Below are 12,772 nucleotides of genomic sequence, written 5' to 3'. Positions count from 1 at the left end.
TACTTTCTAATTAATCAATATATAACATGGCTGTGCGATTTTCCGATCGGAAATAGCGACTGCCAGAAAAAGCAACAGCTTCTTGCAATAAATCCTCTTGGCTGTAGCCCTTGAGACGTTTGCGACCATCTGCTAAACTTTCTAAATCAGTCAAAGCTGTGAGATTCTTCACGCTAACAACTTCCTCAACTCCAGCATCCTTCATGTAAATCTTTCCAGATTCTTCAAAGACGAGTTGATGAGGGAAAATTTGCGCAATCTCAAAAAGCAAGTCATCCGAGATTTCCTCTTCATTTTCAGAGAAGATCCGCCCCAGTCCCTCACTCTCATAGCAAAATCCAAAAGATTTACCCGACAGGTTCAGACGAATAAAAGGCTTATTTTCAAAGGTGAAACTTGGTTCAACATTGTAGAGATTTAGTTCCTGACTGAGTTCTGCAAAGTAATCCGTCGCAGCTTCAGGGCTCTTTTTCTGATAAAGTTCTGCAAAGTAGGCATTAACGACACTCGGTGGAGGGGTGATGAGAGCCAACTGCTCTTGCTCTGTTTTGCTAGCTAGAAGCTGATCTAGATAGACCTTATCCAGACTTGTATAACCTCCATACTTTAGAGCCAACGTTTTAATATCAGTCATAAAATTCCTCTAACCTCCATTTATTTTTCTCAGAAATGTAGCCTGTAATCACTTCTCCATCATCTTGATAATCGCGATCTTCAAGAATCGCTACACTTTCCAAATCATGAATCTTGTGGGACTTAGAAAAAGGCACCCGTAGAGTAAAGGCTTCAAAAATCTCCTTGATCTTCTCCAAAAACAATGCTTGCAACTGCTCACGACTATCCTCGGACTTGGCAGAAATGAGGGCATACGGCGTTTGGGTAGGCGTGAAATCCTCCACCAAATCCGCTTTATTATAAAGGGTCAGGCGAGGAATATCCTCCATATCCAAGTCTTTCATAATAGACAGAACCGTTTTTTCATGCTCCTCGTGATAAGGATTGCTGGCATCAATGACATGCACCAGAAGGTCCACATGCTTGCTTTCTTCCAAAGTTGACTTGAAACTGGACACCAATTCAGTTGGCAAATCCTGGATAAAACCAACCGTATCAGTCAAGGTAACCTGAAGATTGCCCCCAAGATGGATACTCTTTGTCGTCGCATCCAGGGTCGCAAACAGCTCGTCTGCTTCGTACTGGGTCTTACTGGTTAAGCTGTTCATGATAGTTGATTTCCCAGCATTGGTGTAGCCAATCAAACCAATCTTAAAGGTGCTTGACTCCAAGCGTTTTTCTCTGACTGTCGCCCGATTTTTCTCTACCACCTTGAGCTGGCGTTCGATATCTGTGATTTGATTGCGAACACTACGACGGTTCAGTTCCAACTGACTCTCACCTGGACCACGGGAACCAATTCCCCCTGCCTGACGGCTGAGCATTATCCCCTGACCAACCAAGCGAGGCAAGAGATATTTGAGCTGGGCTAGGTGGACTTGGAGTTTCCCTTCATGGCTTCGAGCCCGCATAGCAAAGATATCCAAAATCAACTGCATACGGTCAATGACCTTGACACCCAGAACTTCCTCTAGATTGACATTTTGCCGTGGTGTCAGACGGTTGTTGACAATGACAGTAGTAATTTCCTCAGCATCCACCATGAGCGCAATTTCTTCCAACTTACCAGATCCGACAAAAGTCTTGGAGTCATACTTTTCACGTTTTTGCCTGTAGCTATCTACAACGACTGCTCCAGCAGTCTTAGCCAGACTGGCCAGCTCTTCCATGGAGAGGTCAAAATTATCCATGCCTTGTAGCTCAACACCAATTAGCAGGACTCGTTCCTCTTTTTTCTCTGTTTCAATCATGTAAAAACTCCTCAATCTGACTTAGAATGCGGTCCTTCACGCCAGACTCTCCGATCTGATAAAAGGTGACCTGCATGCGATTACGGAACCAGGTCAACTGACGCTTAGCAAAACGACGAGTCGCCTGCTTGAGACTCTCACTTGCTTCCTCTAAAGTCTGCTCCCCACGGAAATAAGGAAAGAGTTCCTTGTAGCCAATGCCTTTGGCTGCCTGCACATCTGGATAATGGTCAAAAAGCCACTTAGCCTCATCCAGAAGCCCAGCCTCAAACATGAGGTCCACGCGATGGTTGATACGCTCATAGAGTTGACTGCGTTCATCATCCAAGCAGATAATCAACGGTTGATACAAGGTCTCTTGATTTTCCAAATCCTGACCAAAATGGACAATTTCCAAGGCGCGCATGGCACGACGACGGTTAAACTGGGGAATTTCAAGGCCTGCCTGCTCCACAAGATTGGCTAATTCTTCATCTGATAAAGGCTCTAAACTAGCTCGATAGGCTAATATCTCCTCATGAGGTGTTTCCCCACCTAGATGATAGCCTTCAAGCAAGCTCTGGATATAAAGGCCTGTGCCTCCAGCGATAATGGCTAGCTTGCCACGGTTTTGAATATCCTCAATAGCTTTCTTAGCTTCTGAAACAAAATCAAAAGCCGAGTAAGACTCGGTCACCTCTCTGACATCAATCAAATGATGAGGAACAGCAGCTTGCTCCTCTGGGCTAGCCTTGGCCGTCCCAATATCCAACCCTCTGTATACTTGCTGACTGTCACCACTGACCACCTCTCCACCAAAGCGCTTGGCCACTTCAATAGCAAGGGCTGTCTTCCCAACAGCAGTCGGTCCAACAATCACAATTATTTTTGTTTTCATCTTTTTTCCTTGAAAAATTTCCATTTTTTCGTTACTATTATTATATCACAAAAAGGTCAGTCAGAAAAATGCTACCTCTTGAGGAGCCTGACTGTTCGGGAAGATAAAGGAGGAAGACTCATGGCTAAAGGATTCGCTAAAGGTCTTGTAACAGGTGTCGCAGGAACTGTCGCTGCCGTTGCAGGTGCGGTGTACGCAATTAAAAAGAAAGTGATTGAGCCAGAAGAGCAAAAAGCAGCTTTCATCGAAGAAAACCGCAAAAAAGCAGCTCGCCGTCGCGTATCACATTAATGCACAAAAGAAGTTGAGATTTCTCAACTTCTTTTTATTTTTTAAATAGCCAAATCAAACTTCAGCTGCGGCTTAACTGGATCGTAGTCGACCAACTCAAAGTCTTCCGCTTTGATATCAAAGAAATTAGTCCCATCAGGAACATTTAAAACCAAGCGTGGTTGGCAGTCTGACGGCTCACGACGGAGCAATTCCTCTGCTTGTTCAAACTGATTATCATAGATATGAAGGTTGTTGATAAAGTAGAAGAACTTCCCAACCTTCCAGCCGAAATGCTTGGCAATCATCATCTGCAAAGCTACGTACTGCATCGCGTTAATGTGGTGGGCCACCAACATATCATTAGAACGCTGAGTCAAGGTCGCATCTAGATAGATTTCCCCATCAACGCGACGGACATCAAACATGGTCTGAAAGGCGCATGGAAGGAGGCCGTCTGTCTCTTCAAAAGCTTGGTAATCCCAGAGAGAGATAATATTGCGACGATTCCAAGGGTTGGCTTCCAACTGCTTGAGAATCTTATTGATGATGTCGTGTTTCTTAACAACTGCCCCATAGCGCTCACCTATGGTTCCTGTATCCCCCACTTCCCAGTCATTCCAGTAGTGGACGTTGTACTTGCTATTTAGCACTTCTAGGCTATTAGACTGATCTTGGTAGATCCAAAGGACTTCTTTGATAGCAGATTTGATCGCAATCGGGCGCAAGGTTGTGATGGGAAATTCTCCCTTAGATAAATCATACTCGGCAAAGGAACCCGTTACGTACTTGGAATTGGCAATGGTCCCGTCCTTGTACTTAGGACGTGCTTGTTCAGAAAAGACACCATCTTTGAGGATTCGTTCAATATTCTCTTTAAAAATCGTATCTGCTTTTGTCATTTACTCTCACCTCATTTATTGTCCTAACTAGTATAGCATAAAAAAAGAAAGGAGGAAAATCACTGGCTTTAAAGTAGTGTTTTTCCTCCTTTTATGATCTTATTGCAATACAAGTGATGCTGCTCCGATAACTCCAGCATCATTTCCTAGAGTTGCGAGAGCTAATTTTGTGGATGTGCGTACTTGTGGGAAGGTATTTTCGTCGTAGACCTTTTGCACGCCTTGGAGAAGGAATTCTCCCGCAGCTGATACACCACCACCGATAACAATTGTTGATGGGTTTAGGATTGAACCAATATTAGCACACGCAATACCCAAGTAACGTGAGAAGTTACGGTAAACGATCAAGGCAAGGTCGTCCCCTTCTTTTGTAAGGTCAAAGACAGTTTTAGCAGTTACTTCTTCTCCGTCATCAATCAAGCGTTTCAAAGCTGCATCGCCTTCGTATTCATCTGCATAACGACGAGTCAAGTTGACAATCCCTGTTGCTGAAGCAACTGTCTCAAGACAGCCTTTTTTACCACAGGTACATGCGATTGGTTGGTCAAAGTCAACAGTGATGTGACCAAGCTCACCAGCAGCACCAGCAACACCGTGAAGCAATTTGCCTTCTGCCACGATACCGCCACCAACACCTGTACCAAGTGTCATAAAGACAACGTCTGGTTGGTTGTCACCAGCGCCCATCCAGCGCTCACCAAGAGCAGCTACGTTGGCATCATTGTCGATGAAGAATGGAATGCCCAATGCTTTTTCAATCTTTTCTTTAATCGGTTGAAGGGTTTTCCAGTTCAAATTGTAGGCACCAATAACAGTCCCTTTTTCACGGTCAACCACACCAGGTGAACCCATTCCAATCCCTCGGAAATCTGTAGCTGACAATCCAAGCAAGTCCAAACGATGTTGAATAGACTCAATCATATCATCTACAATGTGGCTTCCTTCATCCAAAATATTGGTCTTGATAGACCATTTTTCTTGGATTTCTCCCTCTTGAGTTAAAATTGCGAACTTGATAGATGTTCCACCAAGGTCAATCCCAATAATCTTTTGACTCATCGTCTTCTCCTTTTTAATTGAAAATGCTTACAGATATAGTATAACAAAATCGTCTGTTTTGTGCAAAGGTTTGCGTGAATTTATTCTCATTTAATCACTTTCTTTATTCCAAAGTTTGCTAACTTAAGATTCAATCCTCAACTCATACAATCCTCTCACTGCGTTACAGCCATAGACAGCTTCTGCTTGGTTCAAGTCTGCCAAAGTCAAGACTTTTTCCTCTACCTGTCCTGTTTTTAGCAAATGCTGACGATAGATTCCTGGCAAAATTCCTTGACTGGTAGGTGGTGTATAGAGTTTACCATTAATTTTTAAGATCAGATTTCCAATAGAGGTTTCCAATAGCTCTCCTGCTGCATTATGGTAAATCTTCTCTTGCTCTCCTAGGCTTAAATGTGGTCTGTGAGTGGTTTTAAAGTAGGTAAAGGATTGATTCAAATCTGCTTCTTGCAGACAAAGTTTGGCTTTGCAGAAACTTGGACTGAGGGGACTTAAGATTTGGCGACTGAGTTTCATCTCTCCAGATTTGCTGAGGGTAACTCGTAAGCGGTAGTCTTGATTAACATCACAAACTTGGCACTCTTTCTCTATCTTTTGTCTCAGGTTTTCTGGATCAAAAGGATAGGCAAAATATCGACTCGCCTTTGTCAGTCTTTCCAGATGTTGATCTTCAAAAAGCAGTTGTTTTTGGCTGATTTTCCCAGTTGTAATCAATTGGAAACGTGCTTGTTTACGATAGAGAACAGCCGCCTTTTGATGAACCTCTCGGTATTCAGATTCCCAAGTACTATCCCAAGTAATCCCTCCGCCAACCCCATAGATGGCTTTCCCTTGATGCAGTTGAATGGTCCGAATGGCGACATTGAAAATCCGTCGTCCATTTGGAAGCAAGAGACCAATCGTTCCGCAGTAAACTCCTCTGGGTTGAGGCTCCAAGTTCTTGATGATTTCCATGGTCGCAATTTTCGGTGCTCCCGTTATGGAACCACATGGAAAGAGCGAACGGAAGATTTCAACTAGGTCCACATCCTCTCGCAACTGACTCTTGATGGTCGAAGTCATCTGCCAAACAGTTGAATACTGCTCCACCTGACACAGACGCTCCACGTGCTCACTCCCCCCCTCAGAAATACGGTTCATATCGTTGCGCAAAAGATCCACAATCATCATATTTTCAGAGCGATTTTTAGGATCCTGTTCTAGCCAGCTAGCTTGGGCAAGGTCTTCTTGGTCAGTCACTCCCCGCTGGGTTGTTCCTTTCATTGGGCGAGTCGTTAATTCACGGTCATTTTGCTCAAAAAAGAGCTCTGGACTCATGGAAATCACTGCCATCTCGTCATGTTCTACATAAGCATTGTAGCCCGCCTCCTGCTCTACCACCATGCGATTGTAGATGACAAAAGGATTGGCACTTAGGTCTTGCTTGAGTTGGACGGTGTAGTTGACCTGGTAGGTGTCCCCTTGACGCAAATGATGGTGAATCTGGGCAATAGCCTCTTCATAGTTCTCTGCAGATGTTTCTTCCTGCCACCTTGAAGGCAGATCTATTTCCTCATAAGTCAGAGGAATAGACGATGTTTCCACCTTATCATGAACTGTAAAATATAGCAGATACTCTGCCAGTAAAGGAGTTTTATGAACTGCTAGTTTTTCCTCAAAAGCAGGTGCAGCCTCGTAACTGACATAGCCCACTACAGAATAGCCCTGCTCTTGGTAGCTTTCCACCTGTGCCAGCAGGTCCGCCACTTCTGCTAAATCTCTCGTTTTTAACTCTTTGATAGGCTGAGTGAAGGTGTATCTCTCCCCCAAAGCCCTAAAATCTATCACTGTTTTTCTATGCATACCTTAAGTATAGCACAAAAAAGCCGACCTAGAACAGCTAAATCCAGCTTTGTTTACTGATTTCTATAACGAAAAAAATTCTCTACTTTACTTTTTCTACTTTTGGCAATTCTCCATCAGATAGCACCCCTTCTTCTTGTAAAAACTGGTCTTATTTGGAGCACTTTACACAAAAATACAACAAAAAAGAACAGAGGAAGTCCTGGTATCTATACCATTTTTCCTCTGTCTTTTACTTTTCTTCTGTTACTACAGAATAAGTTCACGACTTTCTGATAGAATCTTGTGGATACTGCGCACGCGCACCTCCGATTAATTTGGGACGACTAGCTAGAGCCGTTACGTGGGCGTGCCCAATCTCTCTCAAAAGAGGGCGAATCGGAACCTGAACATGCTTGACATGCATGCCAATCGCAGTATCTCCGATATCCAATCCAGCATGGGCTTTGATAAATTCAACCTCAACTGGATCCTGCATAAACTTGAAGGCTGCCAATTGACCCGAACCTCCTGCATGAAGTGTCGGAAGGACACTGACGATTTCAAGACCAAACTGCTCTGCTACCTGACGTTCAACGACGAGGGCTCGATTGACATGTTCACAACCTTGAACGGCTAGATGAATTCCTTTTTCCTCTAGGATAGCTAGAATGGTCTTCACAATTATTTCCCCAATTTCTTGACTGGATTCCTTGCCAATCTGACCACCTATCACCTCACTAGAAGAAAGACCCAAAACAAAGATAGCCCCTTGCTTCAAATTAGCCTTTTCTATTACATCTTCTACAATCTGGCTTGTTGCTCTTTGAATGTCTTTTTCCGTCATACTTGATACCTCTTTTGTCACTATCTATCATATCTTTTTTTACTGATTTTATCAAGGCCAACTAATCATTCTGATTTTTAAAAGCAAAACTCCCAAAGTGAACTGGGAGTTAGCTAGTTGCTATTTTATTGAGGTATATTTCAACTGTCGTCCCTTTTTCGGGTGCAGAATTGATCTTCATCTGGTAATTGTCTCCAAAATGAAGTTTGAGTCGTTGGTTGACATTTTGTAGGCCAACTCCCCCACGTTTGAGCTGACTTTGACTGCTATCACCAGGATTTTGGAAGCCAACGCCATCATCCTCAATGCGGATGACAAGCCCTGTATCCTGTTTCTGAACAGAAACTTTAATATGTCCCTGACCTTCCTTCTCCTTGATGCCATGGTAAAGGGCATTTTCTACAAGAGGTTGCAACACCAGTTTAGGCAAGACTAAATTATCAAAGTCAGGTTCTTCATCAATCTCATACTCCAGCTTATCACCATAGCGTTGTTTCTGGATAAAGAGGTACTGGCGGACATGATTGATTTCATCAGAAAGAGAAATCAAATCCTTTCCTTGATTGAGCGCCAAGCGGAAATAGGTTGCCAAGGACTTGGTCACCTGAACCACTCGCTGACTATCCTGAAACTCAGCCATCCAGATGATGGTGTCTAAAGTGTTGTATAGGAAATGGGGGTTAATCTGGCTCGACAAGGCTTGAAGTTCATACTGCCGGGTCGCTTCTTCCTGCCTGCGCACATCTGCCATCAACTGATCAATCTGATCCAACATGGCATTGAACTGGCGAGTCACTTCTCTCAGTTCATAGGCACCAGCTTCTTTAGCACGAAGATTTTGTGTACCAGAAGCAATTTCCAGCATGGTTTCTCTCAGATCCTTCAAAGGGGCAATCCAGCGTTTGAGACTGAACCACACCAAGCAGAGACAGGCAAGAAGAGATAAGGCACTAGCAGCAAGCAAGGTCCACATGAGTTGACTCCGAACCTGGTCTAACTTCTCCAGCGAAGACACGCCTATAACCGTCCAATCAGTACCTGTAATCTGTTCCTGACTAACGTAGGATTGATGGTCCAGCGTATAGCCCTGCCCCGTCTCGATGTAGGGTTTCATGGCCTCCATTTCACTCGCTGAGCTATAGACAGTACGTTTAGGATGGTAGACAAATTCATGGTTTTCATTGATGATAAAGGCAAAGCCCTGCTGGCCCAACTGGAGTTGGTTGAGATAGGCTTCCAGAGTTTCGTAGGAAATATCCAAACGAAGTACGCCAAGATTGGCCCCCTCTGCATCAACAAGTTCCTGAGTAACAGAAATGACCCATTGACTATCTGATTTGCGAGCTGGGGTTAAAACTGGCTTAGCTCCCTGATGAATAGCCTTTTGGTACCAATCCTCAGCCATCATATCTGAGGAAGTTTTCATCTGCACACTATCATCTGTAGAAATAACCTGACCGGATTTGGTGACCAGTACCACCGTTTTCAAGTCCTGGTCTGCCTTTAAGATCGTCAAAAACAGATCTCGGATTCCCTTGACTTGGTCTTGGTTAGGATTCTCAGCATAGGCTAAGACATCCTTCTGCTGGGTCAAACTGGTAGAGGTGGTTTCTAATTTTTTGATATAAGACTGAATAAAGTGGCTAGTTTGGCTAATGGTCGTTTGGCTATTACCCTCGATAGTGGCCTCAATGGCTGATGAACTAAATTGATAATAGAAAGTCCCAACCAGAGCTAGTAGAATGAGAAAGACCAGAAAGATGGAAATAACCATTCTGACTAGGAGAGAAGAACGCTTCATCGGCCTTCTCCCTTCTTAAACTGACGAGGTGTCACACCTGCAATCTGTTTAAAACGTTGAGTAAAATAGTTCATATCTTCAAAACCAACCTTTTCGGCTATCTCATAAATCTTTAAATCTGTGGTCAGAAGCAAGAGCTTGGCTTGTTTGACACGCTCTCTCACCAGATAATCCTGAAAAGGCAGGCCCAATTCTTTCTTAATCAAGGAACTCAAATAAGTTGGGCTAAAGCTCAAGTCACTGGCCAAAGACTTTAAACTAAACTGACTGTCAGCCAGATGAGACTGGATTTTCTGGGCCAGATTTCCCTCAAACTTATCAGTCAATAAATCTTGTAACTGCTCTTCCTTTTCTTCCTTGTCTAGTTTTTGCTTGATTTTCCCTAACATTTCCTCAATATCCTGACGAGAAAAGGGTTTGAGCAGGTAATCATCTACACCGAGTTTGACAGCAGACAAGGCATAATCAAAATCATCGTAACCCGTCAAAAATACCAGATGCACCTGGGGATAGGTTTCTCGGACCAGCCTGGCCAACTGGATGCCATTTAGCTGAGGCATATTGATATCGGTTAAAATGATATCCGGCACCTGTTGTTGAATCAAGTCCCAAGCCTGTCTTCCATTTTCAGCCTGACCGATGATTTCCATATCGTAGGCCGCTACATTAACCAGCTTGGTCAATCCTTGTCTTACCAGATACTCATCTTCTACGATTAAGATTGTGTAGGTCATGCTCTGCTCCTTTACCACTCACTAGTATCAGTATAGCAAAATTCTCCTCTAACTGCTTAGGAAAGACTTCTTAATCGACATAATCTAGTAAATAGGCATAACCTTTTTCTGACATTTGGTCTTTAGGAATAAAGCGGATAGAAAGGCTATTGATACAGTAGCGTAAGCCACCCTTGTCCTGAGGCCCATCTGTAAAGACGTGGCCAAGGTGAGAATCTCCAACTCGGCTCCGCACTTCCATGCGTGTCATATTGTAAGACTTATCTTCCTTGTAGGTAGCAACATCTGGGCTGATTGGTTGGGTGAAACTAGGCCAGCCACAACCAGACTCAAACTTGTCCTTTGATGAAAAGAGGGGTTCACCAGTTGCGACATCCACATAGATACCGGATTCAAATTTATCCCAGTAGCGGTTTGAAAAAGCTCGTTCTGTTTGATTTTTCTGGGTAACTGCATACTCCTCAGGTGACAAGGTCTTTTTCAATTCCTCATCACTTGGTTTAGGATATTTGCTGGCATCAATGACAGGGTAGGCCGCCTGATTGACATTGATATGACAGTAGCCATTTGGATTTTTCTTGAGGTAGTCTTGGTGATAATCCTCCGCCACCACAAAATTCTTCAAGTTTTCCTTTTCAACTGCCAGAGGTTGGTCGTATTTCTTAGCTACCTCATCAAAGACTTGGTTGATTACTTCCAAATCCTTGTCATCTGTGTAATAGACACCAGTACGGTACTGGGTCCCCACATCATTTCCCTGTTTATTTTTGCTGGTTGGATTAATGATGCGGAAGTAATGAAGCAGGATTTCTTTGAGAGAAATTTGATTAGCATCATAGGTAACATGAACAGTCTCTGCATGTCCTGTTTGGTTAATCAATTCGTACTTGGTTGTTTCCCCTCTACCGTTTGCATAGCCTGAAACGGCATCGGTTACTCCAGGCACGCGTGAGAAGTATTCCTCCACTCCCCAGAAACATCCCCCAGCTAGATAAATTTCGTGCAAGTCTGCGTCTTTACTCACTTCTGTTTTTTTCACTGTTTTTCCTCCTTGGCTAACTGATGCTTTCTCAATTTGCGAGCTATCTGTCTGCCCTGCATTTCGCATCAATAGAAAATAGAAACCGGTTAGGGCTAGGAGAATGACCCCTGCCAAGACAAAAAGTTTTACTTTATCATTCATGATCTTTCTCTACCCCATTTCTTTCAATTCTTTTAAAATCATATCCTTATCCATAAAACCTGGTTGCGTTTTGACCAGCTTGCCTTCCTTGTCTATAAAGGCTTGAGTTGGATAAGAACGGACACCATAACTTTCCAAAAGTTTGCCTGATGGATCAATTAGAACTGGAAAATTTTTATAATCTAAGCCCTTGTACCAGTTCTTAAAGTCTGCTTCAGATTGCTCCCCCTTGTGTCCAGGAGACACCACTGTCAAGACCACATAGTCATCACCAGCTTCTTTAGCAATTTCATCCGTATCTGGAAGGCTGGCTAGACAGATGGAACACCAAGAAGCCCAAAATTTGAGATAGACTTTCTTGCCCTTGTAATCAGACAAACGATAGGTCTTGCCATCTACACCTGTCAGTTCAAAATCAGCGACTTCCTGACCTTTAGTCGCAGTTTTCGAACTAACTTGTTCTGTTTTGGATTGCTCCTTCATAGTAGACTCGTCTGACATGTTTTTAGCCGAACAGGCTGCCAAGCAACAAATTGAGCCTACTCCAAGGAGACATGTTTGCCATTTTTTCATTTCTTTTTCCTCTCTATTCAAATAATGTAGTCAAAATGGAAGCATTTCCCAAAAGCACCAAGATTCCCATCACGATAATGAGAAAACCACCGACTTTTTTGAAGGTTCCGAGATAAGGATGGAGTTTTCGGAAATGTTTCAAAACATAGCTGGAAGCAAGAGCTAGAACCAAAAATGGTAGCGCCAAACCCAGCGTGTAAATCAACATGAGACCAGCACCCTGCCAAGCTCCTGAACCACCTGAAGCCGCCAAGGCCAAAACAGACCCCAGAACCGGCCCCACACATGGCGTCCAAGCAAAACTAAAGGTTAACCCCAGTAAAAATGCCTGACTATAGCCGTTACCCTTTTGCCCTTGTCTCTTTAATTGTAGCCTTCTTTCCTTGTAGAGTCCCTTCAAATGTAAGACTTCCATCTGGTGCAAGCCCAAGAGAATGATAATCGCACCCGTCACATACTGAAACCAAGAAGCATACAGCAAATTGCCTAAAAAACCAGCTCCATAACCCAGTAAGATAAAAACAAAGGAAATCCCCGCTATAAAGGCCAGAGTTCGCAATAAACTTACAACTGAGATTGAAAATTTTCCGCTAGAAGCCTGAGCATCATTCTTATCATCCAATAAGACTCCTGCATAGACTGGCAACAAGGGTAAAATACAAGGAGAAAAGAAGGAAAGAATTCCAGCAAGAAAAACACTAATAAAAAAGATTACATTGTCCATTGCCTTCCTCCATTCTTTGATTTGATAGGTCTATTATATCCCCAAAAATCCAGAAAAAACAGGGACAATGATAGGGAAAAATAGGAATTTAATCAGTTTATTTAGAAATCTGGCAC

Annotated in this window: 13 protein-coding genes; 1 reads left to right on the top strand and 12 read right to left on the bottom strand. The window is 43.3% G+C overall.

Going from position 1 to position 12,772, the window contains the following annotated elements; genetic code table 11:
* Window positions 1-10 precede the first annotated feature (10 nt).
* From NMM25_RS00510 to miaA, 3 genes are read right to left on the bottom strand one after another with little or no spacing between them, the layout of a single operon-like run.
* Entirely contained in the window at window positions 11-634 is a 624-nt protein-coding gene (locus NMM25_RS00510; RefSeq protein ID WP_254735648.1) for a cystathionine beta-lyase, read from the bottom strand.
* Window positions 627-1,865, bottom strand: coding sequence for a GTPase HflX (gene hflX, locus NMM25_RS00505; protein ID WP_254735647.1), 1,239 nt, complete (start codon window positions 1,863-1,865; stop codon window positions 627-629). Before hflX ends, NMM25_RS00510 begins: the two co-directional genes overlap by 8 nt.
* The gene (gene miaA, locus NMM25_RS00500; RefSeq protein WP_254735646.1) at window positions 1,858-2,742 is read right to left on the bottom strand and encodes a tRNA (adenosine(37)-N6)-dimethylallyltransferase MiaA; all 885 of its coding nucleotides are present in this window, start codon (window positions 2,740-2,742) and stop codon (window positions 1,858-1,860) included. The genes hflX and miaA overlap by 8 nt, the downstream gene beginning before the upstream one ends.
* Before the next feature lie 120 nt (window positions 2,743-2,862).
* Here miaA and NMM25_RS00495 point away from each other — a divergent pair, with 120 nt between their 5' ends.
* The gene (locus NMM25_RS00495; RefSeq protein ID WP_001051782.1) at window positions 2,863-3,033 is read left to right on the top strand and encodes a DUF3042 family protein; all 171 of its coding nucleotides are present in this window, start codon (window positions 2,863-2,865) and stop codon (window positions 3,031-3,033) included.
* A gap of 41 nt (window positions 3,034-3,074) precedes the next feature.
* Here NMM25_RS00495 and NMM25_RS00490 read toward each other — a convergent pair whose 3' ends face one another.
* The 9 genes from NMM25_RS00490 to ccdA2 all read right to left on the bottom strand — a co-directional run bounded on the left by NMM25_RS00490 (window position 3,075) and on the right by ccdA2 (window position 12,656).
* Window positions 3,075-3,914 (bottom strand): thymidylate synthase, encoded by an 840-nt coding sequence (locus NMM25_RS00490; protein ID WP_254735645.1) that lies wholly within the window; start codon window positions 3,912-3,914, stop codon window positions 3,075-3,077.
* A 99-nt stretch (window positions 3,915-4,013) separates the two neighbouring features.
* A complete protein-coding gene (locus tag NMM25_RS00485; protein WP_254735644.1) occupies window positions 4,014-4,973 on the bottom strand; it encodes an ROK family glucokinase in 960 nt (319 codons plus the stop codon).
* Between the two features lie 123 nt (window positions 4,974-5,096).
* Window positions 5,097-6,815: an aminodeoxychorismate synthase component I gene (gene pabB / locus NMM25_RS00480; protein ID WP_254735643.1), complete on the bottom strand. Its 1,719-nt coding sequence runs from the start codon at window positions 6,813-6,815 to the stop codon at window positions 5,097-5,099.
* A 262-nt stretch (window positions 6,816-7,077) separates the two neighbouring features.
* Window positions 7,078-7,641, bottom strand: coding sequence for a TIGR01440 family protein (locus tag NMM25_RS00475; protein WP_254735642.1), 564 nt, complete (start codon window positions 7,639-7,641; stop codon window positions 7,078-7,080).
* Between the two features lie 109 nt (window positions 7,642-7,750).
* A complete protein-coding gene (locus tag NMM25_RS00470; RefSeq protein WP_254735641.1) occupies window positions 7,751-9,442 on the bottom strand; it encodes a sensor histidine kinase in 1,692 nt (563 codons plus the stop codon).
* Window positions 9,439-10,176 carry a response regulator transcription factor gene (locus NMM25_RS00465; RefSeq protein ID WP_254735640.1) on the bottom strand — a complete coding sequence of 246 codons (738 nt, stop codon included), beginning with the start codon at window positions 10,174-10,176 and terminating at the stop codon, window positions 9,439-9,441. The genes NMM25_RS00470 and NMM25_RS00465 overlap by 4 nt, the downstream gene beginning before the upstream one ends.
* A 70-nt stretch (window positions 10,177-10,246) precedes the next feature.
* A complete protein-coding gene (gene msrB / locus NMM25_RS00460) occupies window positions 10,247-11,359 on the bottom strand; it encodes a peptide-methionine (R)-S-oxide reductase MsrB (protein ID WP_084855954.1) in 1,113 nt (370 codons plus the stop codon).
* 9 nt (window positions 11,360-11,368) lie between these two features.
* Window positions 11,369-11,932: a redoxin family protein gene (locus NMM25_RS00455; protein ID WP_038806163.1), complete on the bottom strand. Its 564-nt coding sequence runs from the start codon at window positions 11,930-11,932 to the stop codon at window positions 11,369-11,371.
* A 13-nt stretch (window positions 11,933-11,945) separates the two neighbouring features.
* Window positions 11,946-12,656 carry a thiol-disulfide oxidoreductase-associated membrane protein CcdA2 gene (gene ccdA2 / locus NMM25_RS00450; protein ID WP_213988097.1) on the bottom strand — a complete coding sequence of 237 codons (711 nt, stop codon included), beginning with the start codon at window positions 12,654-12,656 and terminating at the stop codon, window positions 11,946-11,948.
* Between the last annotated feature and the right edge of the window lie 116 nt (window positions 12,657-12,772).

The organism is Streptococcus sp. CF10-1, from assembly GCF_024295825.1.
Classification (GTDB): domain Bacteria; phylum Bacillota; class Bacilli; order Lactobacillales; family Streptococcaceae; genus Streptococcus.
Note: the sequence above shows the minus strand (reverse complement) of the source record. Positions and strands in the feature narration are given on the sequence as shown.